General features: G+C 73.9%; 25 protein-coding genes. 19 read left to right on the forward strand and 6 right to left on the reverse strand.

All coding sequences use genetic code 11. The features are described from left to right. Positions 1–1,809, reverse strand: a complete 1,809-nt coding sequence (locus tag ACZ4W9_RS34015; RefSeq protein WP_467942279.1) for a potassium channel family protein — start codon at positions 1,807–1,809, stop codon at positions 1–3. Between the two features lie 93 nt (positions 1,810–1,902). Next, positions 1,903–3,963, reverse strand: coding sequence for an NAD(+) synthase (locus ACZ4W9_RS34020; protein ID WP_467942280.1), 2,061 nt, complete (start codon positions 3,961–3,963; stop codon positions 1,903–1,905). Positions 3,964–4,157: 194 nt separating this feature from the next. Here ACZ4W9_RS34020 and ACZ4W9_RS34025 point away from each other — a divergent pair, with 194 nt between their 5' ends. Beyond that, entirely contained in the window at positions 4,158–4,595 is a 438-nt protein-coding gene (locus ACZ4W9_RS34025; RefSeq protein WP_467942281.1) for a hypothetical protein, read from the forward strand. A gap of 72 nt (positions 4,596–4,667) precedes the next feature. Here the strand turns inward: ACZ4W9_RS34025 and ACZ4W9_RS34030 are convergent, their stop codons facing one another. Together ACZ4W9_RS34030 and ACZ4W9_RS34035 are read right to left on the reverse strand one after the other, a co-directional pair. Continuing rightward, positions 4,668–5,303, reverse strand: a complete 636-nt coding sequence (locus ACZ4W9_RS34030) for a pyridoxamine 5'-phosphate oxidase family protein (protein ID WP_467942283.1) — start codon at positions 5,301–5,303, stop codon at positions 4,668–4,670. Then, on the reverse strand, positions 5,304–5,666 hold the full coding sequence (locus tag ACZ4W9_RS34035) for an ArsR/SmtB family transcription factor (protein WP_467942284.1): 363 nt from the start codon (positions 5,664–5,666) through the stop codon (positions 5,304–5,306). 164 nt (positions 5,667–5,830) lie between these two features. Here ACZ4W9_RS34035 and ACZ4W9_RS34040 point away from each other — a divergent pair, with 164 nt between their 5' ends. The 3 genes from ACZ4W9_RS34040 to ACZ4W9_RS34050 all read left to right on the forward strand — a co-directional run bounded on the left by ACZ4W9_RS34040 (position 5,831) and on the right by ACZ4W9_RS34050 (position 8,890). Next, positions 5,831–7,057: an MFS transporter gene (locus ACZ4W9_RS34040; RefSeq protein WP_467942285.1), complete on the forward strand. Its 1,227-nt coding sequence runs from the start codon at positions 5,831–5,833 to the stop codon at positions 7,055–7,057. Between the two features lie 298 nt (positions 7,058–7,355). After that, positions 7,356–8,189 (forward strand): NAD(P)H-binding protein, encoded by an 834-nt coding sequence (locus ACZ4W9_RS34045; RefSeq protein WP_467942287.1) that lies wholly within the window; start codon positions 7,356–7,358, stop codon positions 8,187–8,189. Next, entirely contained in the window at positions 8,186–8,890 is a 705-nt protein-coding gene (locus tag ACZ4W9_RS34050) for a TetR/AcrR family transcriptional regulator (protein WP_467942289.1), read from the forward strand. Before ACZ4W9_RS34045 ends, ACZ4W9_RS34050 begins: the two co-directional genes overlap by 4 nt. A 12-nt stretch (positions 8,891–8,902) precedes the next feature. On the opposite strand, the gene ACZ4W9_RS34055 is transcribed toward ACZ4W9_RS34050, so the two are convergent. Next, positions 8,903–9,094 carry a hypothetical protein gene (locus tag ACZ4W9_RS34055; RefSeq protein WP_467942291.1) on the reverse strand — a complete coding sequence of 64 codons (192 nt, stop codon included), beginning with the start codon at positions 9,092–9,094 and terminating at the stop codon, positions 8,903–8,905. Further along, positions 9,091–9,555: a hypothetical protein gene (locus ACZ4W9_RS34060; RefSeq protein WP_467942292.1), complete on the reverse strand. Its 465-nt coding sequence runs from the start codon at positions 9,553–9,555 to the stop codon at positions 9,091–9,093. The genes ACZ4W9_RS34055 and ACZ4W9_RS34060 overlap by 4 nt, the downstream gene beginning before the upstream one ends. 784 nt (positions 9,556–10,339) lie before the next feature. On the opposite strand from ACZ4W9_RS34060, the gene ACZ4W9_RS34065 reads away from it, so the two are divergent. From ACZ4W9_RS34065 to ACZ4W9_RS34135, 15 genes are all read left to right on the forward strand, one after another. Further along, positions 10,340–11,176, forward strand: a complete 837-nt coding sequence (locus ACZ4W9_RS34065; RefSeq protein ID WP_467942294.1) for an IclR family transcriptional regulator — start codon at positions 10,340–10,342, stop codon at positions 11,174–11,176. A 395-nt stretch (positions 11,177–11,571) separates the two neighbouring features. Next, on the forward strand, positions 11,572–13,059 hold the full coding sequence (locus tag ACZ4W9_RS34070; protein WP_467942295.1) for an FAD-dependent monooxygenase: 1,488 nt from the start codon (positions 11,572–11,574) through the stop codon (positions 13,057–13,059). A gap of 104 nt (positions 13,060–13,163) precedes the next feature. Continuing rightward, positions 13,164–13,496 carry a TcmI family type II polyketide cyclase gene (locus ACZ4W9_RS34075; protein ID WP_467942296.1) on the forward strand — a complete coding sequence of 111 codons (333 nt, stop codon included), beginning with the start codon at positions 13,164–13,166 and terminating at the stop codon, positions 13,494–13,496. After that, positions 13,493–14,764 carry a beta-ketoacyl-[acyl-carrier-protein] synthase family protein gene (locus tag ACZ4W9_RS34080; protein WP_467942298.1) on the forward strand — a complete coding sequence of 424 codons (1,272 nt, stop codon included), beginning with the start codon at positions 13,493–13,495 and terminating at the stop codon, positions 14,762–14,764. Before ACZ4W9_RS34075 ends, ACZ4W9_RS34080 begins: the two co-directional genes overlap by 4 nt. After that, positions 14,761–15,984, forward strand: coding sequence for a ketosynthase chain-length factor (locus ACZ4W9_RS34085; protein WP_467942299.1), 1,224 nt, complete (start codon positions 14,761–14,763; stop codon positions 15,982–15,984). Before ACZ4W9_RS34080 ends, ACZ4W9_RS34085 begins: the two co-directional genes overlap by 4 nt. A 121-nt stretch (positions 15,985–16,105) precedes the next feature. Continuing rightward, a complete protein-coding gene (locus ACZ4W9_RS34090; RefSeq protein ID WP_467942301.1) occupies positions 16,106–16,378 on the forward strand; it encodes an acyl carrier protein in 273 nt (90 codons plus the stop codon). Between the two features lie 123 nt (positions 16,379–16,501). Next, positions 16,502–17,284 carry a 3-oxoacyl-ACP reductase FabG gene (gene fabG / locus ACZ4W9_RS34095; RefSeq protein WP_467942302.1) on the forward strand — a complete coding sequence of 261 codons (783 nt, stop codon included), beginning with the start codon at positions 16,502–16,504 and terminating at the stop codon, positions 17,282–17,284. A 26-nt stretch (positions 17,285–17,310) separates the two neighbouring features. Continuing rightward, entirely contained in the window at positions 17,311–18,258 is a 948-nt protein-coding gene (locus tag ACZ4W9_RS34100) for an aromatase/cyclase (protein ID WP_467942303.1), read from the forward strand. Next, positions 18,248–19,720, forward strand: coding sequence for an FAD-dependent monooxygenase (locus ACZ4W9_RS34105; protein WP_467942304.1), 1,473 nt, complete (start codon positions 18,248–18,250; stop codon positions 19,718–19,720). The genes ACZ4W9_RS34100 and ACZ4W9_RS34105 overlap by 11 nt, the downstream gene beginning before the upstream one ends. Before the next feature lie 43 nt (positions 19,721–19,763). Further along, positions 19,764–21,284, forward strand: a complete 1,521-nt coding sequence (locus ACZ4W9_RS34110; RefSeq protein WP_467942306.1) for an FAD-dependent monooxygenase — start codon at positions 19,764–19,766, stop codon at positions 21,282–21,284. Between the two features lie 142 nt (positions 21,285–21,426). Then, positions 21,427–22,191 carry a 4'-phosphopantetheinyl transferase family protein gene (locus tag ACZ4W9_RS34115; protein ID WP_467942308.1) on the forward strand — a complete coding sequence of 255 codons (765 nt, stop codon included), beginning with the start codon at positions 21,427–21,429 and terminating at the stop codon, positions 22,189–22,191. Positions 22,192–22,216: 25 nt separating this feature from the next. Beyond that, positions 22,217–23,185 (forward strand): ACP S-malonyltransferase, encoded by a 969-nt coding sequence (fabD, locus tag ACZ4W9_RS34120; RefSeq protein ID WP_467942309.1) that lies wholly within the window; start codon positions 22,217–22,219, stop codon positions 23,183–23,185. A 47-nt stretch (positions 23,186–23,232) separates the two neighbouring features. Further along, positions 23,233–24,777: an acyl-CoA carboxylase subunit beta gene (locus tag ACZ4W9_RS34125; RefSeq protein ID WP_467942311.1), complete on the forward strand. Its 1,545-nt coding sequence runs from the start codon at positions 23,233–23,235 to the stop codon at positions 24,775–24,777. Positions 24,778–24,802: 25 nt separating this feature from the next. Next, positions 24,803–25,012, forward strand: coding sequence for an acyl-CoA carboxylase subunit epsilon (locus ACZ4W9_RS34130; protein ID WP_467942312.1), 210 nt, complete (start codon positions 24,803–24,805; stop codon positions 25,010–25,012). Positions 25,013–25,357: 345 nt separating this feature from the next. Further along, a partial coding sequence (locus ACZ4W9_RS34135; RefSeq protein ID WP_279617129.1) for a biotin carboxylase N-terminal domain-containing protein occupies positions 25,358–25,453 on the forward strand: 96 nt, incomplete at its 3' end.

The raw sequence follows: 25,453 nt of genomic DNA on the forward strand, positions 1-25,453 counted from the left end.
TCAGCGGAGTTCGGCCAGGCCCCTGCGGGTCGCCGCCACGACCACGCGGTCGCCCTTCTCCAGTACGTGGCCGGAGGGCGTGTCCGGGTGGCCCAGGCGGGTCAGGGCGCGCCAGGAGCCGGTGTGGGAGGCCTCGTTCAGGGTGTGGCCCTCCAGCTGGGGGTGGCCGTCGACGTCGACCGCGGCGAAGAGCAGGACGCGGCGCTCCACCGCGATCGCGCCGAGGACCTGCCGGCCGAGCATCGCCCCGGCGAACGCGGGGGCGGCCAGGTGGGTGACGCTGCGGCTGCGGGTCAGGGCGTGCGGGTGGGCGGCGCGCAGGGTGCGGTAGACGGCGGTGGCGAAGTCGTCGTCGTACAGGCGCAGCACCACCCGGAGGTCGGGGCGGACCGTGCGGGCGTACAGGACGGCCTCCAGGTTGGTGGTGTCGGCGCTGGTCACCGCGAGCAGCGTCCGCGCCCGGTGGATCTGGGCCGCCTCCAGGACGCCTTCCTGGGTGACGTCGCCGAGGACCACCGGCACCCGCAGCCGCCGGGCGGTGGCCAGGCCGCGTGCCTCGGGGTCGGACTCGACGCACACGACGGGGACGTTCAGCTCGCGCAGCCGGGTCAGCACCCGGGTGCCGATCTTGCCGAGTCCGAGCAGCACCACGTGCCCGCTCAGCCCGCGCGGCGGCCTGCGCAGGGTGGAGGCGGTGCGGAAGGTGCCGAGCGCCTCCAGCCCGGCGGCCAGCAGCACCGGCAGCAGGAGCAGCCCGACGAGTGCGGACAGCAGTTGCAGGACCTGGCGGCCGAGGGGTTCCTCGAGCGCCGGGTCGTCGATGGCGAACAGGTCGAGCAGGGTGATGTAGCAGGCGCGCAGCGGATGGATGCCGGTGACCAGCCACAGGGTGACGGCGAGGGCGACCACGCAGCCGACCAGTCCGGCCAGCGACCAGCGCAGCCGCCGGGAGAAGAGCGAGGCGAGCGGCATGACGCCGGTCAGCCGGCGGGCGGGCGCGGCGGATGCCGCGTCCGTGGGGGAGGAGACGTGTTCCAGCACCACGGCGTGCCGCCCGGCGGCCTGCCGCACCTCCTCGTCGCCGGGGAGCAGGAGCGGCGGCTGCTCCCCGCCGGACAGCAACGCGAGCGTGCACAGGCCGGGGTCGGCGCCGGATCCCTCCTCGCCGGCCAGCGGCCGTTCCACGGCACGCAGCAGCAGCCCCTCGGTCTGGATGACCCTGCCGGTGCCGGCGACGGCGGTGGCCGCGAGCGCGGGCGCGGCGGTGTCGGCGTCGGACAGTACGGTCGTGGAGGCCTCCGGGCCGGCGCCCGGGCCGTCCTCCCCGCCCCCGGCGGCCAGCGCGGCCGCCTGGTCGAGGAGTTCCTCGATGTGCTGGCCGAGCCGCCGGTTGTACAGCCTCAGGACCAGCCGCAGCCGGGGGTTGAGCCGGCGGGCGGTCAGCGCGGCCCGGATGTTGGTCTCGTCGTCGTCGTACACGAGGGCCAGCGCGGCGGCCCGGGCCACCCCGGCCTCCGCGAGCACCGCCTCGGTCGGTTCGGCGGCCTCCACGACCGCCTCGCCGTCCGGGCGCTGGCCGGTGGCCGGGCCGGTGGGCTGCCCGGGTCCGCCCGCCCGGCCCACCGTCCCCACCGCGGCGCTGACCACCCGGTCGAACAGCGCCGCCGACGCGGCCCGGGCCCGGCCGACCACGGGGGGCCGGGCGGTGCGCCGGTCCGGCGGTACGACCAGGGTGACCTGCTCGCCGTAGACCCCGCGCAACTCGGCGGCCAGCCGGTGCGCGAGCCCGTCGTCACCGCACACCACCATGTGCGCCTGCGGGCCTCCCGGCCCCCCTTGATACGGAACGCTCGCCACGAGGGGAAAGAGTGGCCGAAGCGGACGCGCGGTTCCAGACAGGCCCTAGCGGCCCGCCGCCTCGAAGTCGAAGCGGGCCAGGTCGCGCAGCCAGGACTCCGCGTTGCCGTCGGACGGGGCGCGCCAGTCGCCGCGCGGGGAGAGCGAGCCGCCCGCCGAGACCTTGGGGCCGTTCGGCATCGCCGAGCGCTTGAACTGGGAGAACGCGAAGAAGCGGCGGCAGAACACCTCCAGCCAGTGCCGGATCTCCGCCAGGTCGTACGCCCCCCGCTTGGCCTCGGGGAAGCCGGGCGGCCAGGCGCCGGCGGCCGGGTCGTGCCAGGCGTGCCAGGCCAGGAAGGCGATCTTGGAGGGCCGGAAACCGTAGCGCAGCACGTGGAAGAGGGTGAAGTCGTGCAGCGCGTACGGGCCGATCTTGGACTCGGTGGACTGCAGCTCCTCGCCCGGCACCAGCTCGGGGCTGATCTCGGTGTCCAGGATCGCGGTCAGCACCTTGCCGGTCTCGTCGTCGAACTGGCCGCTGGAGACGACCCAGCGGATCAGGTGCTGGATGAAGGTCTTGGGCACCCCGGAGTTGACGTTGTAGTGGCTCATCTGGTCGCCGACGCCGTACGTGGACCAGCCGAGCGCCAGCTCGGAGAGGTCGCCGGTGCCCAGCACGATGCCGCCGCGCTGGTTGGCCAGCCGGAACAGGTAGTCGGTGCGCAGGCCCGCCTGGACGTTCTCGAAGGTGACGTCGTAGACCGGCTCACCGGAGGCGAAGGGGTGGCCGATCTCCTTCAGCATCAGCCGGGCGGTCGGCGTGATGTCCAGCTCGGCGGCGGTGACGCCGAGGGCGCGCATCAGCTTGTGCGCGTTGTCCTTGGTGTGGTCGCTGGTGGCGAAGCCGGGCAGGGTGAAGGCGAGGATGTCGCTGCGCGGCCGGCCGGCGCGGTCCATCGCCCGGGCGGCGACGATCAGCGCGTGCGTGGAGTCGAGGCCGCCGGAGACGCCGATGACGACCTTGGGTCCGCCGATGGCCGCCAGCCGCTGCTGGAGGCCGGCGACCTGGATGTTGTACGCCTCGTAGCAGTCCAGGGCGAGCCGGTCGGGGTCGGCGGGCACGAACGGGAACCGCTCGACGCGGCGGCGCAGCCCGAGGTCGGTGAGCGGCGGGGCCAGCTCGAAGGAGACGGTCCGGAAGTCCCCGGTCCGCGCGGCGTGTGCCCGGCGGTTGTCGTCGAAGGTGCCCATCCGGTGCCGCTCCTGCCGCAGCAGGTCCAGATCGACGTCGGCGACGGCGCACTGGTCGCCGGCCGGGAAGCGCTCGGACTCGGCGAGCAGCACCCCGTTCTCGTAGATCATGGTCTGTCCGTCCCAGGACAGGTCGGTGGTGGACTCGCCGAGGCCGGCCGCCGCGTAGACGTAGGCGGCGAGGCAGCGGGAGGACGCCGAGCGGCACAGCAGCGCGCGGTCCTCGGCCCGGCCGACGGTGATCGGGCTGCCGGAGAGGTTGACCAGCACGGTGGCCCCGGCGAGGGCGGCCTCCGCGCTGGGCGGCACCGGCACCCACATGTCCTCGCAGATCTCGGTGTGCAGCACCAGCCCGGGGACGTCCTCGGCCGCGAACAGCAGGTCCACGCCGAACGGCACCTCGGCGCCGGCGACGAGGATGCTGCCGCCCCGCTCGTCGTGGCCGTCGGCGATCTGCCGGCGCTCGTAGAACTCGCGGTAGTTCGGCGGGTACGACTTCGGTACGACGCCGAGGACGCGGCCCCGGTGGACGATCACCGCGCAGTTGTAGATCCGGTGGCGGTGGCGCAGCGGGGCGCCGACGACCAGGACGGGCAGCAGCTCGGCCGAGCCGGCCACGACCGTGCGGAGCGCCGCTTCGACCTGGTCGAGCAGGGCGTCCTGGAGCAGCAGGTCCTCGATGGAGTAGCCGGTCAGGCCCAGCTCGGGGAAGACGGCGACGGCGACGCCCTCGTCCGCGCAGCGGCGGGCCTGGCGCAGGACCGCTTCGGCGTTGGCGTGCGGGTCGGCGATGACGGTGTGGCCCGTGCACGCGGCGATGCGTGCGAAGCCGTGGCTGTAGAGCGACCAGAAGTTCAACGGGGCTTCCTTCATTTCAACAGACCGCACTGACGAAGCGAATCTCCTCCTGGGGGAAGCCTAGATCCCGGCCGTGCGGAGCCCGGGACCCGGCCGTGCGCCCGGGCGGCACCGGCCCAGGTACCCGGGGACGTACCGGGGCATGTACTCGGGCGCGGCTGAGTACGCGTGCTCTGTGCGGAGGCGGCGCGCGGCGCGATGGTGGGGGTATGCGAAATGGACCGAAGAAACCGGCGAACACCGCTTCGCGCCTGCTGCCGGTCCTCGCGCCGGCCGTGGCCGCGCCCCTGGCGTGGGCCGCCTGGCTGGGCTGGGACCAGCGACCGGACGTACAGGCGGACGGCACGACGACCGGCCCCTACCAGGCCTGGCAGATCCTCGGGCTGGTCGTCACCCAGCTGGCGCCGGTGTACTGGGCCACCGCCCGCCGCCATCCCCTGGCCGCCGTCCTCGGCACCTCGGCCGGCCTGACCGCCGCGGCGTACTACGACTGGTCCGGCGAGGCCAGCGGCCTCTTCGTGATCGGCGTGGGCCTGGTGGCCCTCGGCAGCCTCGCCGCGACCGCCGCCGCGACGGGAGTGATCGGCTTCGTGCGGCGAGCCCTCACCGGCGGCGGCAGGCCGCCCACGGTGGGGCACCTGCCGTAGGCGGGCGGCGGCCGAGGAGACCGGGCGGTTCGGGGTGCGCGCCGCGGTGTGCCGTGCCCCGGGCCGGCTCGGTCAGTCCGCCTCGCCGAGTTCGGCGAGGCGGGCGCGCAGGCGGGCGTTCTCCTGTTCCAGGGCGTCCATGCGGGCGCGGACGGGGCGCAGGGCCGTCTCCAGCTCCTCCTCGGAGTAGCGCGGGGTGATGTGCTGGTGGCAGTTCCAGTTGAAGCCCTCGACCTCGACGACCATCAGGCGTTCCACCCGGCCGTCGGTGCGCGGCTTCTCGAGGCGCTCGGCGAGCGCGGGATCCTCGTCGAGGCCCAGCGTGCGGGCCCGGCCCAGCAGCTTCAGGCGGGCCTGCCGGGCGTAGTCCATGAAGAACAGCGCGACCCGGCCGTCGGAGCGCACGTTGCCGGTGGTGATGTACTGCCGGTTGCCGCGCACCTCCGCCCAGGCCAGCCGCCGTTCGTCCAGGACGTGCACGAAGCCGGCCGGGCCGCCGCGGAACTGGATGTACGGCCAGCCGGTCTCGCTCGTGCTGGCGAGGTAGAACCCGTCCCGGGTGGCGAGGAACGCGGCCTCGTCGGGGCCGAGGGCGTCCGGGCCGGCGTCGGGCTGGGCGAGGGCGCGCAGACCTAACTGCCCACTGCCCTGCTCCTCCTGGACGCGGCGCACGCTGTCCGTGTAGGCGAGGTGTGCGAACCGTCCCATCTAACGTTCTCCCTCTTGGTCGGGTCCGGCCGCGCTCCCTCGCGCGGCCGGTGCGGCGCCCAGGATCGCGGCGAGCAGGCCGGGGAAGCGGCGGTCCAGTTCCTCGCCGCGGATCCGGCTGACCCGGGTGTTGCCCCGCAGATGGGTCTCGACGACGCCGCTCTCGCGCAGGGTGCGCAGGTGGTGGGAGACGGTGGAGCGTCCGACCGGCAGGTCCAGCGCGCCGCAGGGCGCCTCGCCGAGGGTGTCGAGCAGCCGCACGATCTGCAGCCGCACCGGGTCCGCGAGGGCTTGCAGCACGGTGCCGATCTCCACCGTGGCGAGGTCCGGCTGCGGCAGCCGGGTCTCCTCCGTCGTTCGCATCCTGCCTCCAGGCTCTGTGCGCCCAGCGCGGCCGGGCGGCACCGGCGCGGCGGTGACGACGGCGCGCGACTGTGGCGATGTTGCTCGACATCTACGATACACATCGAACCTCTATTACGATCCGCATCGACGTATTCGACAACCATCGAAACGCAGGTGCTCCCATGACCCCTCCCGCGGCCCCTGTGGGGCACGCCTGGCGGACCCACGCCCTGGTGCTCGCGCTCGGGACCTTCGCCGTCGGCACCGACGCCTTCGTCATCGCGGGCCTGCTGCCCGCCATCGGCGACTCCCTCGGCGTCTCCCTGGGCGCGGCGGGCCAGCTCGTCAGCGTGTTCTCGCTGGCCTACGCCCTGCTCTCCCCGGTGCTCGCCGCCCTCACCGGCCGCTGGTCCCGCCGTACGGTCATGATCACCGGGCTCGCGGTGTTCGCCGCCGGCAACGTGGTGACCGCCCTCGCCCCCGACTACGCGGTGGTCCTGGCCGCCCGGGTGCTCGCCGCGGCGGGCGCCGCGATGTTCACCCCCAACGCGGGCGCCACCGCGGCGACGCTGGCCGGGCCCGAACACCGGGGCCGGGCGATCGCCGTCGTCACCGTGGGGCTGACCGCCTCGCTCGCCCTGGGCGCCCCGCTCGGCACCGTCATCGGCGAGGCGCTGGGCTGGCGGGCCACCCTGTGGTTCGTCACCGCGCTCGCCCTGCTGGTGGCGCCGGTCATCGCCCTGCGGCTGCCCGGCGTCACCCTCGGCGGCCCGACCCGGCTGCGCCGGCGCCTCGCCCCGCTCGCCGACCGCAAGGTGGCCGGGGCGCTGGCCGGCACGCTGGTCGCGTTCATCGGCATCTACCTGCCGTACACCTACATCAGCGCCGTCTTCGAGCCCGCCACCGGCGGGAACGGCACCCGGGTGGCCGCGCTGCTGCTGGTGTTCGGCCTGGCCGGGACGGCTGGCAACCTCACCGCGGGCCGGCTGGCCGACCGCAGGGGGCCGCACGCGGTGGTCACCGGCGCGATGCTGCTGCTGACCGCGGTGTTCGCGGTGATGGCCGGTGCCCGCTCCTCCTACCCGGCGGCCGTCGCGCTGACGGCGGTGTGCGGCATCGCCTCCTGGTCGGTGACCGCGCCGCAGCAGCAGCGCGTCATGGCGCTGGCCGGCCCGGGCAGCGAACCCCTGGCGGTCTCCCTCAACGCCGCCGTGATGTACCTGGCGATCTCGCTGTCCGGCGTACTGGGCGCCGGGATCCTCGGCGCGGCGGGCGCCGCGTGGGTCGCCGGGGCGGGCGCCGCGTTCGCGCTGGCCGCGGCGGCGGTCACGGCCGCCGCCGCCCGCACCGAGCGGGCCGCCGTCCGGGGACCGGCACCGGCCGGCGCCCGGGGGCCGTCCGCCGGGTGACGGCACCGGGGCCGGCCGCCGCCGGGCAGGGGTTCAGAGGGGCCGCCGGGTGGCACCGGACGCGGGCCTTCGGCCGTGGATCAGTGGCCGGACCTGCGGTCTTAGGTCGGAAGGCGTAGAACTATACAGGCGTTGATTTTTTTCGGAGGCGGGCGTAGCGTCGTCAACGCCCCTTGCTGGCAAGGGAGTCGGCGAGTGTCCCGGCCGTGCGCAGGTGTGACATGCCCTGCGCGACCCCCGTCGGCCGGGGCCCGCCCGCCCCCTTTCGACGGCTCGCGTACGGACGAAAGGCTGAGGGATGATCCTGGTGACCGGGGCGACCGGCAACGTCGGCCGGAACCTGGTGCGCGAACTGCTGGACGCGGGAGCGCGGGTACGCGCGCTCACCCGTGACCCGCGGCGCGCCGGCCTGCCGGAGGATGTCGACGTGGCCCGGGGCGACCTGACCGACGCCGACTCCCTCACCGCCGCGCTGCACGGCGTGGAGCGGGCGTTCCTCTTCCCCGTGCACGGCCGCCTGCGACCGTTCCTCGACGCCGCGACCCGGGCGGGGCTGAAGCAGGTGGTGCTGCTGTCCTCGCAGTCGGTGGTGGACGAGCACCTGAAGCGGGAGCGGATGGGGCGGCTCAACGCGGCCGACGAGCAGGCCGTGATCGCCTCCGGTCTGCCGTGGACGTTCCTGCGCCCCGGCCCCTTCATGGTCAACGACCTGCCGTGGGCGTGGGGCATCAGGGCGGAGGGCGTGGTCCGCGCGGCGTACGGCGACGCCGCCACGGCGCCCGTCGACGAGCGGGACATCGCCGCCGTGGCCGCCCGCGCCCTGCTGGACGACGAGCACATCGGCCGGGCGCACGAGCTGACCGGACCGCAGTCGCTGACCCAGGCGGAGCGCGTACGGATCCTCGGCCGGGTGCTCGGCCGGGAACTGCGCTTCGAGGAGCTGACGCCCGAGGCGGCGCGGGAGCGGATGACCCGGCACCTGGAGGCGGAGACGGTGGACTCCCTGCTGCGCATGTACGCCCGTCAGTCGGGCACGACGGTGCCCGTGAGCCAGGCGGTGCGGGACGTGACCGGCCGCCCGGCGCACACCTACGCCGAGTGGGCGGCCCACCACGCCGGGGACTTCGGGTGACCGGCGGCGGCACCGGTGCCGGGGCCGGCGCCACCGGCGCGGAACCCGAGCGCAAGGGCGAGCGCACGCGCCGGCGGATCATGCGGGCCGCGCGCCGGAAATTCGCCGAGGTCGGCTACGAACGCGCCACGATCCGGGCCATCGCCGCCGAGGCGGGTGTGGACAAGGCGTCTGTCATCCAGTACTTCGGCACCAAGCAGGAACTCTTCCGCGAGGCGGTCAGCTGGCACGTGCCGATCGAGGAGCTGACGACCCCCGACCCGGCCCGCACGGTCGACAACTACCTGCGCGCCATGCTGAGCAGCTGGGCCGCCGACCCGGACAGCCCCATGGCGGTGCTGCTGCGGACCAGCATGACCAGCGAGGAGGCCGCCGAGCTGCTGCGCCGTCATGTGACCAAGGAGACCATCGAGCGGGTGGCGGCCAACGTCGACGCCCCGGACGCGCGGCTGCGCGCCGCGCTGTCCGGGGCGATGATGTTCGGCATCGCGACCCAGCGGTACCTGCTGCGCATGCCGGACCTGGCCGAGGCCGACCTGGACGACGTACTGCGCCTGGCGGCGCCGCTGTTCCGCACCCTGATCGCACCCGGGCCGGAAGCCGCAGCCGGGCCGGAACCCGGGCCCGGGCCGGAACCCGGGCCCGGGCCGGAACCCGGGCCCGGGCCCCGGTCCGGCTCGGCGTCCGAGCCCGGGTCCTGACGCGACCGGTGGTCAGCCGAGGGCGTCGGCCCGGTCGGCGACGAGGGCGATGAGCTCGTCCAGGTCGTACTGGGCGCGCCGGGGGCTGCCGTAGCGGGTGATCTTGCCGCGGCTGGCCCACTTGCGGATGGTGGCCTCCGTCACCCCGGCCGCGAGCGCGGCCAGTTCGGTGGGCACGAAGCGCCGCCGCTGCGGATGGCTCATCGGGCGGCCTCCTCCCGCGTGCCGGCCCGCTCGCCGTCGTGGCGCCGGGTGGCCCGCTCGCCGCGCGAGGCGGTCCGCCGCATGCGGTGCGCGACCAGCAGCCACTGCTGCGGCGGCAGCGCGTGCCCGGCGTCGCACGAGACCTGCCCCGGCGCCGTGTCGTCGCCGTCGTGCACCACGGCGCGCAGCGTGCCGGAGCAGCCGGACCGCACACAGCGCCCCAGGTCGACACGGTGGGCCGGGCCGGGACCCGCGATACGGCGGGCGGACCTGGCGAGTGCCGTGATCTCCTCGGTGAAGTCACCGGCCGCGGGATGCGCGGCCAGCCAGCCGGCATGGCGGACGAGGAAGGACACCAGGGGGCGGACCCCCTCCTGGGACGGGACGGCCGTGCCGCACTCGTCCACCACCAGGCGCGCCCAGGAGGCGAGCGTGTTCTTCATCTCGGTCCGGAGCGCCATCGCTTTCTCGTTCAGGGAAATACCGATGGCCCGGCTTCCGGTGACGCGCTGCCGCAGGCTGTACGGGGTGTGTGCTAACACCCGCCCGCATTCCTCGTAAAGCTCCGCGAGTGCGCGCAGAGCAGGGATCAGTGCATCCGCGCAGGGTTGGTCATCCGACGTTTCTGACAATGGCAGAGCTTGGCGCATTCCGTGTTCCCCGTTTTTTGAAATGGAATTGCTGTTTGTCGGACCCGTCGTTGGGTCATGGCTGGCAGGCCATGATCTGGCCAGGTGGTGACGCCTGTCGCACCTCACCTGTCGCGCGACGGCAAGAGGGCGCTGCGCGGCGGACATGGCGCGGCGCGCGCTGAGTGAATGATGGTTGGAATGTACCGGATAGGTGCGCTGGAATCGCGGTTTATCAGTCTGGCCTGCCCCCGTGCAACCGTATCAATTCAGGCCTGTAGCCCCCGGCTCGCAGTTCACAGTCTGCGTAGGCCGGGAAGGCTGAGTCAAGCAAAGAAAGGGGAAAATGGAACGCGTCGATCATTTCTCACGGGGCGGGAAATCGCAGGAGGTGTGTCCGGTTCCGTGGGCATGCGTCCCCGTATGCTCGACGGCGATTTCCCCGAAAACGCGCACCCTTTTGCTCCTCCATGTGCGTGTATGTCCGTGAATCCGGCTTGTTCCTCGTTCGGGGGGTCGGGTCGGCGGCGGCGGAGCCGCTGTTGCTGACGGATTGTCACCAAGCCGTCTGGTTAGGATGGCTTGGATCGTGCGTGGTGGAGAGACGGGGGTCGCCATGAACATGCACGCGGATCCGGCCTGGGGACAGTCCGGCGATCGCATCCGTACGGGCGGAACCGGCCACGCCGAGCGCGTCTTCCGGGTCCAGCAGGCGTTCGTGAAGCTGCGCGGCCGCACGCACGGCCCCGGGGAACTGGCCGAGGCGGCCGGACTCGACGACTCCGCGGTCCACCGCATCCTGCAGTCCGGCATCTACGAGGGCGTCTTCGACCGCGTGGGCCGCGGCAGATACCAACTCGGCACCACCGCCGCCCTGGTGGGCATGCAGGCCATGGCGCACACCCTCGACCGCCACACCGCCCGGTCGGTCCTGCTCAGGCTGCGCGCCGCCACCGGGGGCGGACTCGCCTTCCTCTACACGCTCGCCCCGTTCGGCGGTGCCCAGCGGCAGTGTGTCGACATGGCCGTCGGCGACTCCGACCTGTCCGAACTCGGCATGACGCCCCGCGAGGTGCTGGCCGTCACCCGCTCGCTGCGCACCGGCGCGTCGGGCCGCGCGATCCTCGCGTACCTCCCGCGCCCGATCCAGGAACGGGTCGCCGCCGAACCCGCCGTGGCCGAGGCCGGCCCCGGCGCGCTGGTGGACAACGACGCGCTGTGGGACTCGCTGCGCGACATACGCGACCGGGGCCACGCCATCGGCCTGGAGGAGTGCGTCGCCGGCTGGAACTCCTGCGCGGCGCCCGTGATGTGGGACGGCTGGGTCTTCGGCGCGGTCCTCGTGCTGATGCCGGACGCCGGGGCGGCGCACCCGGACGTGATCGACGCGACGACCACCGCCGCGACCCAGCTCAGCCTGTCGCTGGGCCCCCACCACCGCGTCCTGGGCTGAGCGGGCGCCCGCCCGGCGTCGCGGCCGGTGCCCTTCCGGCCGCGCGAACAAGCCCTTCGCGCCGGGCGATTGACAAACATCCGGCCCACCTGTCACGCTGATCGGGCGGCACACGTGTGCCCTCAGGCCGGTGTTCGCTCCGCCTCGTGCCAGTCGCCGGGGCGTGAAGAGCCACCTCGCCGACGCGGTCCCACCGGCCTCACCCGTCCGTGCCGTTCCCTGGCGGCCGTACCGCCGCAACGCTCGATCACCCTCACCCTCACCTTCCCTCCCGTCTGCCGCCGTCCGCCCGCGAGCGAGCAATGGCCCGCGTGCGACGGCGATCCGACGTGCCATCAGCCAACTCACCGGCGTCTCCCCGTACCGGGACGTACGCAACAGGAAAGGAGGCGCGGATGGACGCTGCCCTCGTCGACGTTCCCGTGGTCATCGTGGGAGCAGGCCCCTCGGGGCTGATGCTCGCCGGTGAACTGCGCCTCGCCGGGGTCGAGACCGTCGTCATCGACCGCCTTCCCCAGCCCAGCGGAGAATCCCGCGGGCTCGGCTTCACCCCTCGCACCATGGAGGTCTTCGACCAGCGCGGACTGCTGCCCCGCTTCGGCGAGATCGTCACCAGCAAGCTCGGCCACTTCGGCGGCACCCCCGTCGACTTCGGCGTGCTCGACGGCGCCCACTTCAGCGTCAAGGACGTGCCCCAGCACCGTACGGAGGCGGTGCTCGGCGCATGGCTCGCCGAGCTGGGCGTCCGGGTGCGGCGCGGCCGGGAACTCGTCGCCCTGACGGCCGGCGAGGACGGTGTCCTCGTCGAGACCGAGGGCCCCGACGGCCCCGAACGTCTGCGCGCCGGCTACCTGGTGGGCTGCGACGGCGGGCGCAGCACGGTCCGCAAGCTCGCCGGATTCGACTTCCCCGGCACCGCCGCGACCATGGAGATGTACCTCGCCGACATCACCGACTGCGAGGTGCGGCCCCGCCCCATCGGCGAGTCCGTGCCCGGCGGCATGGCCATGTCGGTGCCCATCGGCGACGGCATCCACCGCATCATCGTCTGCGAGCGCGACAACCCGCCGCGCGAGCGCACCGGCCCGCCGCCCTTCGCCGAGGTCGCCGCCGCCTGGCAGCGCCTGACCCACCAGGACATCAGCGGCGCCACCCCCGTGTGGATCAGCGCCTTCGGCAACGCCGCCCGCCAGGTCACCGAGTACCGCCGCGGCCGCGTCCTGCTGGCCGGCGACGCGGCGCACATCCACCTGCCCGCCGGCGGCCAGGGCATGAACACCGGCATCCAGGACGCGGTCAACCTGGGCTGGAAGCTCGCCGCCGTCGTGCGCGGCACGGCCCCCGGGGCACTGCTCGACACCTACCACGCCGAGCGCCACCCGGTGGGCCGCCGGCTGCTGACGAACACCCAGGCCCAGGGCCTGCTCTACCTCAGCGGCAGCGAGATGCAGCCGCTGCGCGACGTGCTCTCCGAACTGATCGCGTACGAGGACGTCGGCCGCCACCTCGCCGGCATGATCAGCGGCCTGGACATCCGCTACGACGTCGGCGCGAGTGGCCACCCGCTGCCCGGCCGCCGCATGCCGCACCTGGAACTCGTGACCGCCGACGGCGACAAGACCGGCACCACCGCCCTGCTGCACAGCGCACGCGGCCTGCTGCTCGACCTCGCCGACGACCCCGCGCTCCGGCACGCCGCCGCCGGCTGGGCGGACCGCGTGGACACCGTCACCGCGGCCCCGCACGGCATCACCCCGGAGCACGCGGCGGCCGGCGCCACCGCCGTCCTGGTGCGCCCCGACGGCCATGTGGCCTGGATCGCGCCCGGCGGGCCCGGCGAGCTGCCCGCCGCCCTGGAGCGCTGGTTCGGCCCGTCCCGCTGACCCCGCGCCCGCCCCACCACCCCACCTCTTGCGCCACCCGCCCGAGCACCACCGGCCGCGCCCGGCCGCGTCCGGTCGCGAACCGTCGTGAGGAGACACCCACCATGAAGCACAGCACGTTGATCGTGGCCCGGATGGAGCCGCACGCCAGTGACGACGTCGCCCGCCTCTTCGGCGCCTTCGACGACACCGAGATGCCCCACCGCATGGGCACCCGCCGCCGTCAGCTGTTCAAGTACCGGGGCCTGTACTTCCACCTCCAGGACTTCGACACCGACAACGGCGGCGAGCTGATCGAGGAGGCCAGGACCGACCCGCGCTTCATCCGGATCAGCGAGGACCTCAAGCCCTTCATCGAGGCGTACGACCCGCAGACGTGGCGCTCGCCCAAGGACGCGATGGCCACCCGCTTCTACCACTGGGAGGCCTCCGCATGACGCCCCGGCGCGTCGTCATCACCGGCATCGGAGTCCTCGCGCCGGGCGGCATCGGCGTGAAGAACTTCTGGAGCCTGCTGAGCGAGGGCCGCACCGCGACCCGCGGCATCACCTTCTTCGACCCCTCCCAGTTCCGCTCGCGCGTCGCCGCCGAGATCGACTTCGATCCCGAGGAGCACGGGCTGAACCCGCAGGAGATCCGGCGCATGGACCGCGCCGCCCAGCTCGCCGTCGTCGCCACCCGCGAGGCGGTCGCCGACAGCGGCATCGAGCTGACCGGCATCGACCCCTACCGCGTCGGCGTCACCGTGGGCAGCGCGGTCGGCGCGACCATGGGCCTGGACCAGGAGTACCGCGTCGTCAGCAACGGCGGCCTGCTGGACCTGGTCGACCACACCTACGCGGTCCCGCACCTGTACGACCACATGGTCCCCAGCTCCTTCGCCGCCGAGGTCGCCTGGCAGGTGGGCGCGGAGGGCCCCAGCACGGTGGTCTCCACCGGCTGCACCTCCGGCCTGGACTCGGTCGGCCACGCGGTGGAGCTGATCCGCGAGGGCTCGGCCGACGTCATGATCGCCGGCTCGTCGGACGCGCCGATCTCGCCGATCACCATGGCGTGCTTCGACGCGATCAAGGCGACGACCCCGCGCAACGACGACCCCGAGCACGCCTCCCGCCCCTTCGACGGCACCCGCAACGGGTTCGTGCTGGGCGAGGGCTCCGCCTTCTTCGTGCTGGAGGAGCTGGAGAGCGCCCGGGCGCGCGGCGCCCATGTCTACGCCGAGATCGCGGGCTACGCCACCCGCTCCAACGCGTACCACATGACCGGGCTGCGTCCCGACGGCGCGGAGATGGCCGAGGCCATCCGTGTCGCGCTCGGCGAGGCCCGGATCGACGGCGACGCGATCGACTACATCAACGCGCACGGCTCGGGCACCAAGCAGAACGACCGGCACGAGACCGCCGCGTTCAAGAAGAGCCTGGGCGACCACGCGTACCGCACGCCGGTCTCCTCCATCAAGTCGATGGTGGGCCACTCGCTGGGCGCGATCGGCTCCATCGAGATCGCCGCGTCCGCCCTGGCCATGGAGCACCACGTCGTGCCCCCGACGGCCAATCTGCACACCCCCGACCCGGAGTGCGACCTGGACTACGTGCCGCTCACCGCCCGCGAGCACCGCACGGACACCGTCCTGACGGTCGGCAGCGGCTTCGGCGGATTCCAGAGCGCCATGGTGCTCGCCCGGCCCGAGAGGAGCGTGGCATGACCGGCACGGCCACGAAGGTGGTGGTCACCGGACTGGGCGTCGCCGCCCCCAACGGCCTGGGCACCCAGGACTACTGGGCGGCGACCCGGACCGGCAAGGGCGGCATCGGCCGCATCACCCGCTTCGACCCCGCGCGGTACCCCGCCCGGCTGGCCGGCGAGGTCCCCGGCTTCGTCGCCCGCGACCACCTGCCCAGCCGGCTGCTGCCGCAGACCGACCACATGACGCGGCTCGCGCTCGTGGCCGCCGACTGGGCGCTCGCGGACGCCGGGGTGAAGCCGCGGGAGCTGCCCGAGTTCGACATGGGCGTGGTCACCGCCAGCTCCTCGGGCGGCTTCGAGTTCGGCCAGCGCGAACTCCAGGCGCTGTGGAGCAAGGGCGGCCAGCACGTCAGCGCCTACCAGTCCTTCGCCTGGTTCTACGCGGTCAACTCCGGGCAGATCTCGATCCGCAACGGCATGAAGGGGCCCAGCGGGGTCGTCGTCAGCGAGCAGGCGGGCGGCCTGGACGCGCTCGCCCAGGCCCGCCGGCAGATCCGCAAGGGCACCCGGCTGGTCGTCTCCGGCGGCATGGACGCGTCGGTGTGCACCTGGGGCTGGGTCGCCCAGCTCGCCGGGAAGCGGCTGAGCACCAGCGACGACCCGTCGCGCGCGTACCTGCCGTTCGACGCCGAGGCGCGCGGCCACGTCCCGGGCGAGGGCGGCGCGATCCTCATCCTGGAGAACGCGGAGGCAGCGCGGGAGCGCGGCGCCCGGACGTACGGCGAGATCGCGGGCTACGGCTCCACGTTCGACCCCAGGCCGGGCAGCGGACGCCCGCCGGGCCTGCGCAAGGCGATCGAACTCGCCCTGGCGGACGCGGGCACGACCCCGGACGAGGTGGACGTGGTGTTCGCCGACGCCGCCGCGATCCCGGAGCTGGACCGCGTCGAGGCCGACGCGCTCACCGCCGTCTTCGGCGCCCGGGGCGTCCCGGTCACCGCGCCCAAGACCATGACCGGCCGCCTGTACTCCGGTGCCGCCCCGCTGGACGTGGCCACCGCGCTGCTCGCCATCGAGGAGGGGCTGATCCCGCCCACCACGAACGTCGAGCAGGCCGACGGCTACGACCTGGACCTGGTGACGGGCGAGGCGCGTCCGGCCGAGGTGCGCACGGCGCTCGTCCTGGCCCGCGGCTTCAACGGGTTCAACTCCGCGCTCGTGGTCCGCGCCGCCCACTGACGTCCGCGCGGCGAGGCCGCCGCGCTTGTTCACGGAAGTCCCCGCGGCGAGACCGCCGCGCTTGTTCACGGAAGTCCCCGCGGCAAGGCCGCCGCGCTTGTTCACGGAAGAAGGAAAAGCCATGGCCACTCAGGAATTCACCGTCGACGACCTCAAGCGCATCCTCCTGGAGGGCGCCGGCGCCGACGAGAGCGTCGACCTGGACAGCGACGACTTCCTCGACTCCGAGTTCGAGGCGCTGGGCTACGAGTCCCTGGCGCTGCTGGAGACCGGCGGCCGCATCGAGCGCGAGTTCGGCATCACGCTGGACGACACCGCGCTGACCGACGCCACCACCCCGCGCGCCCTCATCGAGGTCGTCAACGAGCACATCGGCCAGCCCACCGCGGCCTGACCGGGGCGCCGGCGCCCGACACCGGTCGCGCACGACCGTCGCGGCCCCGCCGCCGGACCCGAGGAGCGAACACCCCGGGTCCGGCGGCGGCCTTTTCAGCATCGAGATCCGCAGGAGGAAACAATGGCGCAGCACAAGCGGGTCGCCCTGGTGACCGGGGCGACCAGTGGCATCGGTCTGGCCGTGGCCCGGCTGCTGGCCGAGCAGGGGCACCGGGTGTTCCTCGGCGCGCGCGACGCCGAGAACGTGGCCGCGACCGTGAAGGAACTGCAGAGCGCGGGCCTGGAGGCGGACGGCGCCACGCTGGACGTGCGCTCCGAGGCCGACGTGCACGCGTTCGTGCGGGCGGCCGTGGACCGGTTCGGCACGGTGGACGTGCTGGTGAACAACGCCGGCCGCAGCGGTGGCGGGGTGACCGCGGACATCGCCGACGAGCTGTGGCACGACGTGATCGACACCAACCTCAACAGCGTGTTCCGGCTGACCCGCGAGGTGCTCAACACCGGCGGGCTGCGGCACAAGAGCTGGGGCCGGATCATCAACATCGCGTCCACCGCGGGCAAGCAGGGCGTCGTCCTGGGCGCCCCGTACTCCGCGTCCAAGCACGGCGTGGTCGGCTTCACCAAGGCCCTCGGCAACGAGCTGGCGCCGACCGGCATCACCGTCAACGCGGTCTGCCCCGGCTACGTCGAGACGCCGATGGCCCAGCGGGTGCGCCAGGGCTACGCCGCCGCCTACGACACCACCGAGGACGCGATCCTGGAGAAGTTCCAGTCCAAGATCCCGCTCGGCCGCTACTCCACCCCCGAGGAGGTCGCCGGGCTGGTCGGCTACCTGGCCTCCGACACCGCGGCCTCCATCACCGCGCAGGCGCTCAACGTCTGCGGCGGCCTCGGCAACTTCTGATCCCCCGACTCCAAGGAGCTATCGCGATGACCACCCGTGAGGTCGAGCACGAGATCACCGTCGCCGCCCCGGCCGAGGCGGTGTACCGGCTGCTGGCCGACGTGGAGAACTGGCCGCGCATCTTCCCGCCCACCATCTTCGCCGACCGTCTGGAGGGCGGGGAGACCGAGGAGCGGATCCGGATCTGGGCCACGGCCAACGGGGAGGCGAAGAACTGGACCTCGCGCCGCACCCTGGACCCGCGGGACCTGCGGATCACCTTCCGCCAGGAGGTCTCCGCCCCGCCGGTCGCGGCCATGGGCGGCACCTGGATCATCGAGCCGGCCGGCGAGTCGCGGGCCCGGGTGCGGCTGCTGCACGACTACCGCGCCGTCGACGACGACCCGGCGGGCCTGGCCTGGATCGACGAGGCCGTGGACCGCAACTCCCGCACCGAGCTGGCCTCGCTGAAGACCAACGTGGAGTTCGCGCACGCCGCGCAGGAGATCACCTTCTCCTTCGAGGACACCGTCCGGATCGCCGGGTCGGCCAAGGACGTCTACGACTTCGTCAACGACGCCCACCTCTGGTCCGAGCGGCTGCCGCACGTGGCGAGCGTGCGGTGCGAGGAGGAGTACCCGGGCCTGCAGACCCTGGAGATGGACACCCGCGCCAAGGACGGCTCGACCCACACCACCAAGTCGTACCGGGTGTGCTTCCCGCACCGGAAGATCGCCTACAAGCAGGTCACACTGCCCGCGCTGATGAACCTGCACACCGGCTACTGGACCTTCACCGAGAACGAGGCCGGCGTGACCGCCTCCTCCCAGCACACCGTGGTCCTCAACACCGACAACATCCCGAGGATCCTCGGCCCCGACGCCGGTATCGCCGAGGCCCGCGCCTATGTGCGGAGCGCGCTGAGCACCAACAGCCGTGCCACCCTCGGTCACGCCAAGGACTACGCCGAGGCGCAGCGGAACCATGCGGGCTGACGTCCTCGTCGTCGGCGCGGGCCCGGTCGGGCTGATGCTCGCCGGCGAACTGCGCCTCGGCGGCGCCGAGGTGGTCGTGCTGGAACGCCTGCCCCGGCCGGCCACCGAGTCCCGCGCGTCGACCCTGCACGCCCGCACCATGGAGATCTTCGCCGCCCGCGGCCTGCTCCAGGCGCTCGGCACCCCGCCGAACGACGTGATGGGCCACTTCGGCGGCGTCCCGCTCGACCTCACCCTGTCCACGCCGTACCCCGGGCAGTGGAAGGTCCCGCAGACCCGCACCGAGGAACTGCTCCAGACCTGGGCGCTCTCCCTCGGCGCCACCGTCCGCCGCGGCCACGAGCTGCGCACGCTGACCGTCACGGACAGCGGCGTCGAGGCCGAGACCACCGGCCCCGACGGCCGGCCCGTCCGGGTGAGCGCCCGCTACGTCGTCGGCTGCGACGGCGAGCGCAGCACCGTCCGGAAGCTGACCGGGGCCGACTTCCCCGGGCAGGACGCCGGCCGCGAACTGATCCGCGCGGACGTCGCCGGCATCGACGTCCCCGACCGGCGCTTCCAGCGGCTGGAGCGGGGCCTCGCCATCGCCGCCCGCCGCCCCGACGGCGTCACCCGGGTGATGGTGCACGAGTTCGGCCGCGCGGCCCGGCCGCGCACCGGCGCGCCCGCCTTCGCCGAGGTCGCGGACGTGTGGAAGCGCGTCACCGGCGAGGACATCGGCGGCGGCACCCCCCTGTGGGTCAACGCCTTCGGCGACGCCTCCCGCCAGGTGGCGCGCTACCGCGACGGGCGCGTGCTGTTCGCCGGGGACGCGGCGCACGTGCAGATGCCCGTGGGCGGACAGGCCCTGAACCTCGGTCTCCAGGACGCCGTCAACCTCGGCTGGAAACTCGCCGCCGAGATCCGTGGATGGGCCCCGGACGGCCTGCTCGACACGTACCACACCGAGCGGCACGCCGTCGGCGAGCGGGTGCTGAGCAACATCCGCGCCCAGACGACGTTCCTGCTCGGCGGCCCGGACGTGGAGGCGCTGCGCGAGGTCTTCCGCGAGCTGATCGACCCCACGCACACCCGCCACACCCGCGCCCACCTGGCCGGGATGATCAGCGGCCTGGACATCCGGTACGACGTCGGCCCCGGCGACCATCCGCTGCTGGGCGCACGCCTGCCCCACGGCGAGCCGGTCCCGGCCCCCGGCCCGTCCGGCAGGCAGGCCCGCGGGATGCTGCTGGACCTCGCGCCCGGTAGCCCGTCCGGAGCCGAGCCGCGCACCACCGCCGCCGGCTGGGCGGACCGGGTGGACGTCGTCACGGCCGGGTCCCGCACCGCCGACGGCCCTTCCGCTCTCTCGGGGGCGCGTGCGGTCCTGGTGCGCCCCGACGGTCACGTGGTCTGGACCGACTCCGGCGCGGAGCGGCTGACGACGGCCCTGCACCGCTGGTTCGGCGCACCGGTGTCGTGAGGGTCCGGCACACCGGTGTCTTGAGTTCGAGGGAGTAACCGACATGTCGAAGTCCGTACCGCCGTCCCCGGCGGGCACCCGCGCGGCGACCGGCCCCGACGTCCTGATCGTCGGCGCGGGACCGACCGGTCTGCTGCTGGCGGGAGACCTTGCCGCCGCCGGGACCCGGGTCACGGTCCTGGAGAAGCGCGGCCGGAAACTGAGCAACCTGACCCGCTCGTTCACCGTGCACGCGCGCACCCTGGAGCAGCTCGACGCGCGCGGTGTCGCCGACGACGTCATCGCCACCGGCACCAGGCTGCCCACCCTGCCGCTCTTCGGCGAGCTGGACATCCACTTCGCGCACCTGCGCACCCGCTACCCGTATGTGCTGATCACCCCGCAGTTTCACGTGGAACAGGTCCTGGAGCGGCGCGCCGCCTCACTCGGGGTGGAGTTCCGCCACGACACCGAGGTGGTCGGGCTGCGCCAGGACGCGGACGGCGTCGAGGTGGACGTCACCACCGCCGACGGCACCCGGGAGACGCACCGCGCGGCGTACGGCGTCGGCACCGACGGGGTGCGCAGCACCGTACGGGGGCTGCTGGGCATCCCCTTCCCCGGTGACTCCGTGCTGCGCTCGGTGATCCTCGCCGACGTGCTGATGAAGGAGGCGCCCGCCGACCTGCTCACCGTGGACGCCAACGAGCACGGCTTCGCCTTCGTCGCCCCCTTCGGCGACGGCTACTACCGGGTGCTCGCCTGGAACCGGCACACCGACAGCTCCGCCGACGAGTCCGTGGACTTCGAGGAGCTGCGCCGGCTGTGCCGGTCCATCCTGGGCCGGGACTTCGGCATGCACGAGCCGCGGTGGGTCTCGCGCTTCCACAGCGACGAACGCCAGGCGACGCGGTACCGCGACGGCCGCTTCTTCCTGGCCGGCGACGCCGCGCACGTCCACTCGCCGGCCGGCGGCATGGGCATGAACACCGGCCTCCAGGACGCGATGAACCTCGCCTGGAAGCTGGCGGCGGCGGTGCGCGGCCACGGCGGCGACGCCCTCCTCGACACCTACGAGGCGGAGACGCACCCGGTCGGCGAGGAGGTGCTGCGCACCTCGGGCTCCCTGGTCCGCGCGGCCATCCGGCAGAGCGGACGGACCCGGCTCGCCCAGCAGGCGATGGTCTGGTGCGCCGGACACCTCGGCCCGCTCGGCGAGGCACTGGGCCGGCGCGAGGGCCTGGCCGTCTCCGGTACCGGGATCACCTATGGGCGCGGGCGTGGCGACCACCGGCTCGTCGGACGGTTCTTCCACGGACGGCTGACCGGCGGACGGCTCGACGGCGCCCTGGGCGCCGGCCGGTTCGTGCTGCTCAGCCCCGACGAGGCGGTACGCGCGGCGGCGGCGGAGTGGTCCGACCGTGTCGTCCCCGCCGCCGCGACCGTCCGCACCACGCTGCTCATCCGTCCGGACGGGTACGTCGCCTGGGCGGCCGGAGGACCGGACCCGGCGACGGTCCGCGCCGCCCTGACCCGCTGGGCGGGCCCACCGGAACCCCGGCTCCGCCTTGCGCACGCCGGCTGAGGAACGGCGGGCCGGGGGCGGGGTACGGGCAGGGGAGGCGGTACCGGTACCGGAGACGTCATCGGCACGGGAGCCGTTGCCCGAGCCGGCCCCCGTACCGGAGCCGTTGCCCGGGACGTTGCCCGTGCCGGACGGCCGGCGCGTGGATCTGTGGCTGGTGCGCTGCCCCGCACCGGGTGCCCCACCCGGCCCCCGCGTCCGCGCCGACCCGGAGCCCCTGGCCGACGCGGAGGTCCTCGCCCACCCGGAGGTCCTCGCCGGCCCGGACGTCCTCGACGTGCTCGACGCGGCGGAGCGCAAGCGTGCGGCCGCGTTGCGCCGTCCCGCCGACCGGGCCCTGTACGTCGCCTCCCACCTCGCCCTGCGCACCCTGCTCGGTGCCTACCTGCGCCTTCCCGCGCGCGAGGTGGTCCTCGTCCGCGAGCCGTGCCCCGGGTGCGGCGGCCCGCACGGCCGCCCCGCGGTCCCGGGCACCCCGCCCCCGCTGCACTTCTCCCTCTCGCACAGCCACGGCCTGGCCCTGATCGGGGTGGCGGCGGTCCCCGTCGGCGCCGATGTGCAGCGCGTGCCGGGCCCCGGCACCGTGGACGCCTGCGCCCCCTCGCTGCACCCGGCCGAACGCGCCGAACTGGACCGGCTCCCGCCCGGCGCACGCCCCGGCGCGTTCGCCCAGTTGTGGGCGCGCAAGGAGGCGTACCTCAAGGGCATCGGCACCGGCCTCGCCCGCCCCGCGTCCGCCGACTACCTCGGCGCCGACACCCGGTCCCGGCCGCACGGCTGGACGGTCGCCGACGTGCCCTGCGCGCCCGGCCACGCCGCGGCGGTCGCCGTTCTCGGCACGGCGCCCCCGGTCACGGCCGTACGCCGGTTGCCCGCGCGCCCGCTGCCGCCTCACCTCATCGACTGACGACCATTCACACGGGGGTTCCGCCATGGCCGACATCGCCTATGTCTTCCCGGGCCAGGGATCACAGCGCGTGGGCATGGGCCGCGATCTGCACGACCGGTGGCCCGAGCTGATCGGCGACCACTACCGGTCCGCCGACGACATCCTCGGCATGCCGCTGTCCCGGATCTGCTGGGAAGGCCCCGCCGGCACCCTGCGCGACACCGCGATCACCCAGCCCGCCATCCTGCTGACCAGCGTCGCCACCTGGGAGGTGCTGCGCGCGCACGGCCTGGCCCCCGATGCCGTGGCCGGCCACAGCCTGGGCGAGTACGCGGCGCTGGTGTGCGCCGGCGCGCTCGACTGGGCCGACGCGCTGCGCCTCGTACGGCTGCGCGGCGAGCTGATGGCGGGCGTCAACCGGCGGGTACCGGGCGGCATGGCCGCGGTCATGGGCCTGGAACTGGCGCGGGTCGAGGAGATCTGCGCCGCCGTCACCGCGGACACCGGACAGCTCGTCGAGGTCGCCAACGACAACGAACCCGGGCAGATCGTGGTGTCCGGGCAGACCGGGGCCGTCGACGGCGTGCTCCGCGCCGCCCGCGAGGCGGGCGCGGCCAAGACCGTCGCGCTGAAGGTCGGCGCGCCGTTCCACAGCAGCCTGATGCGCGACATCGAGGACCGGTTCGCCGATGCACTGGCCGGCGTCCGCTTCCGCGACCCCGCCGTCCCGTTCGTCTCCAGCGTCACGGCGGAGCCGGTCCCCGGCGCCGCGGAGATCGTCGCCGGCCTGCGCGCCCAGCTCGCCGCCCGGGTCCGCTGGACCGGCACCGTCACCCGGATGGCCGCCGCCGGCGCGGACCGGTTCGTCGAGGTGGGTCCGGGCCGGGTGCTCGGCGGCCTGTGCCGCCGCATCGTCCCCGGCGCGCGGACCTACCGCACGGACGACACCCAGCGCCTCACCGAGGTCCTCGACGCCTTCGCCGCCGAGGCCCCCGCCGGACGCGCGGCCTGAACCGGCGCGCCCCACCGACCAGTTGGCAAGGGAACCGGAGGGTACCCATGAGGAAACAGCTCGACGAGCTGCTCGGCATCAAGGAGGCGGCCCGTGGCGGCCCGGACCCGGCCGCGACGCGCCGCCAGCACGACAAGGGCAAGCTCACCGCCCGCGAACGCATCGAGCTGCTGCTCGACAAGGACTCCTTCCAGGAGATCGAGCAGCTGCGCCGGCACCGCGCGACCGGCTTCGGCCTGGAGGCGAAGAAGCCCCACACCGACGGCGTGATCACCGGCTGGGGCACGGTCCACGGCCGGACGGTCTTCGTCTACGCGCACGACTTCCGCATCTTCGGCGGCGCCCTCGGCGAGGCGCACGCCCAGAAGATCCACAAGGTGATGGACCTGGCGATCGCGGCCGGCGCGCCCCTGGTGTCGCTGAACGACGGCGCCGGTGCCCGCATCCAGGAGGGCGTCACCGCGCTCGCCGGCTACGGCGGCATCTTCCAGCGCAACACCCGCGCCTCCGGTGTCATCCCGCAGATCAGCGTCATGCTCGGCCCGTGCGCGGGCGGGGCCGCCTACAGCCCGGCGCTGACGGACTTCGTCTTCATGGTGCGCGGCACCTCGCAGATGTTCATCACCGGCCCCGACGTGGTCCGCGCGGTGACCGGCGAGGAGATCAGCCAGGACGGGCTGGGCGGCGCGGACGTCCACGCCCAGACCTCGGGCGTCGCGCACTTCGCGTACGACGACGAGGAGACCTGCCTGGACGAGGTCCGCTTCCTGCTGTCGATGCTGCCCGCCAACAACCGCGAGAGCGCCCCGGTCGTTCCCTGCGACGACCCGGCGGACCGGCGCGGCGAGGCGCTGTACGACCTGGTGCCGTCCGACGGCAACCGGCCGTACGACATGCGGGCCGTCATCGAGGAGATCGTCGACGACGGCACCCATCTGGAGGTCCACGAACGCTGGGCCACCAACGTCATCTGCACGCTGGCCCGCCTGGACGGCAAGGTCGTCGGCATCGTCGCCAACCAGCCGCAGTCCCTGGCGGGCGTGCTGGACATCGCCGCGTCCGAGAAGGCCGCGAGCTTCGTGCAGATCTGCGACTCCTTCAACATCCCCCTCGTGACCCTGCTGGACGTGCCCGGCTTCCTGCCCGGCGTCGACCAGGAGCACAACGGCATCATCCGGCACGGCGCCAAGCTGCTGTACGCGTACTGCAACGCCACCGTGCCGAGGATCTCGCTGGTGCTGCGCAAGGCGTACGGCGGCGCCTACATCGTCATGGACTCCCGCTCCATCGGCGCCGACCTGGCACTGGCCTGGCCCACCAACGAGATCGCCGTCATGGGGGCGGAGGGCGCGGCCAACGTCATCTTCCGCCGGGACATCAACGCCGCCGACGACCCGGAGGCGGTGCGCCGGCAGCGCGTCAAGGAGTACAAGGCCGAGCTGATGCACCCGTACTACGCGGCCGAACGCGGTCTGGTGGACGACGTGATCGACCCGGCCGACACCCGCGAGGTCCTGATCCGCAGCCTGGCGATGCTGCGCACCAAGCACGCCGACCTGCCGATGCGCAAGCACGGCAACCCGCCCCAGTGACATCGGCAACGGAGGTCTTGTGTCCATGAGCACCGCGGAGCCCCTCTTCCGGATCGTCCGGGGACAGGCCGACGCCGAGGAACTCGCCGCGCTGACGGCCGTACTGACGGCGCTCGCGCAGCGGGCGGGCGCGGCGGCGGAACCGGCCGCCGCGCGTCCGGCCGCCGCGCGCTGGTTCCGGCTGGAGCGCAACGCCGGGTTCCTGGCCTCGCACAGCTGGCAGACCGCGTCGTAGCCGGCCCGCCCGGCACGCACGTACCACCGCGGACCACGACAGAACCACGGAGCAGCACGTGTCCTCTCCCCACGCGCCCGACGAGGTGACGGCGCCGCGCGCCCGCCTTCACCCCCACGCCGACCGCACCGGCCGTACCGGCCGCGGCGCCCTCCCGGACCACAGCGGAAGGCCGCGCGCCGCCGCCGGGCACCGGCGGCGGCCCGCCCCGGCACACCCCGGTCCGGGGAGGGGCCACCGGATGGGCGACATCGCGGGGGGCGCCGAGGTGGTACGGATGGGGAACGGGTGGCAGTCGACGTTGGCGCCGGTGCGGAGCGCCGGGGAAGGGATCTCGAAATGAGTCTGCGCAAGGTGCTCATCGCCAACCGTGGCGAAATCGCTGTCCGCGTGGCCCGGGCCTGCCGGGACGCCGGGATCGCGAGCGTGGCCGTCTACGCC

The sequence above is a fragment of the Streptomyces sp. NPDC029296 genome (assembly GCF_055569255.1).

Bases quoted from the DNA above. Each gene is read 5' to 3' on its own strand.
- ACZ4W9_RS34015 (WP_467942279.1), bottom strand. From the start codon at position 1,809: ATGGTGGTGTGCGGTGACGACGGGCTCGCGCACCGGCTGGCCGCCGAG.
- ACZ4W9_RS34020 (WP_467942280.1), bottom strand. From the start codon at position 3,963: ATGAAGGAAGCCCCGTTGAACTTCTGGTCGCTCTACAGCCACGGCTTC.
- ACZ4W9_RS34025 (WP_467942281.1), top strand. From the start codon at position 4,158: ATGCGAAATGGACCGAAGAAACCGGCGAACACCGCTTCGCGCCTGCTG.
- ACZ4W9_RS34030 (WP_467942283.1), bottom strand. From the start codon at position 5,303: ATGGGACGGTTCGCACACCTCGCCTACACGGACAGCGTGCGCCGCGTC.
- ACZ4W9_RS34035 (WP_467942284.1), bottom strand. From the start codon at position 5,666: ATGCGAACGACGGAGGAGACCCGGCTGCCGCAGCCGGACCTCGCCACG.
- ACZ4W9_RS34040 (WP_467942285.1), top strand. From the start codon at position 5,831: ATGACCCCTCCCGCGGCCCCTGTGGGGCACGCCTGGCGGACCCACGCC.
- ACZ4W9_RS34045 (WP_467942287.1), top strand. From the start codon at position 7,356: ATGATCCTGGTGACCGGGGCGACCGGCAACGTCGGCCGGAACCTGGTG.
- ACZ4W9_RS34055 (WP_467942291.1), bottom strand. From the start codon at position 9,094: ATGAGCCATCCGCAGCGGCGGCGCTTCGTGCCCACCGAACTGGCCGCG.
- ACZ4W9_RS34060 (WP_467942292.1), bottom strand. From the start codon at position 9,555: ATGGCGCTCCGGACCGAGATGAAGAACACGCTCGCCTCCTGGGCGCGC.
- ACZ4W9_RS34065 (WP_467942294.1), top strand. From the start codon at position 10,340: ATGAACATGCACGCGGATCCGGCCTGGGGACAGTCCGGCGATCGCATC.
- ACZ4W9_RS34070 (WP_467942295.1), top strand. From the start codon at position 11,572: ATGGACGCTGCCCTCGTCGACGTTCCCGTGGTCATCGTGGGAGCAGGC.
- ACZ4W9_RS34075 (WP_467942296.1), top strand. From the start codon at position 13,164: ATGAAGCACAGCACGTTGATCGTGGCCCGGATGGAGCCGCACGCCAGT.
- ACZ4W9_RS34080 (WP_467942298.1), top strand. From the start codon at position 13,493: ATGACGCCCCGGCGCGTCGTCATCACCGGCATCGGAGTCCTCGCGCCG.
- ACZ4W9_RS34085 (WP_467942299.1), top strand. From the start codon at position 14,761: ATGACCGGCACGGCCACGAAGGTGGTGGTCACCGGACTGGGCGTCGCC.
- ACZ4W9_RS34090 (WP_467942301.1), top strand. From the start codon at position 16,106: ATGGCCACTCAGGAATTCACCGTCGACGACCTCAAGCGCATCCTCCTG.
- fabG (WP_467942302.1), top strand. From the start codon at position 16,502: ATGGCGCAGCACAAGCGGGTCGCCCTGGTGACCGGGGCGACCAGTGGC.
- ACZ4W9_RS34100 (WP_467942303.1), top strand. From the start codon at position 17,311: ATGACCACCCGTGAGGTCGAGCACGAGATCACCGTCGCCGCCCCGGCC.
- ACZ4W9_RS34105 (WP_467942304.1), top strand. From the start codon at position 18,248: ATGCGGGCTGACGTCCTCGTCGTCGGCGCGGGCCCGGTCGGGCTGATG.
- ACZ4W9_RS34110 (WP_467942306.1), top strand. From the start codon at position 19,764: ATGTCGAAGTCCGTACCGCCGTCCCCGGCGGGCACCCGCGCGGCGACC.
- fabD (WP_467942309.1), top strand. From the start codon at position 22,217: ATGGCCGACATCGCCTATGTCTTCCCGGGCCAGGGATCACAGCGCGTG.
- ACZ4W9_RS34125 (WP_467942311.1), top strand. From the start codon at position 23,233: ATGAGGAAACAGCTCGACGAGCTGCTCGGCATCAAGGAGGCGGCCCGT.
- ACZ4W9_RS34130 (WP_467942312.1), top strand. From the start codon at position 24,803: ATGAGCACCGCGGAGCCCCTCTTCCGGATCGTCCGGGGACAGGCCGAC.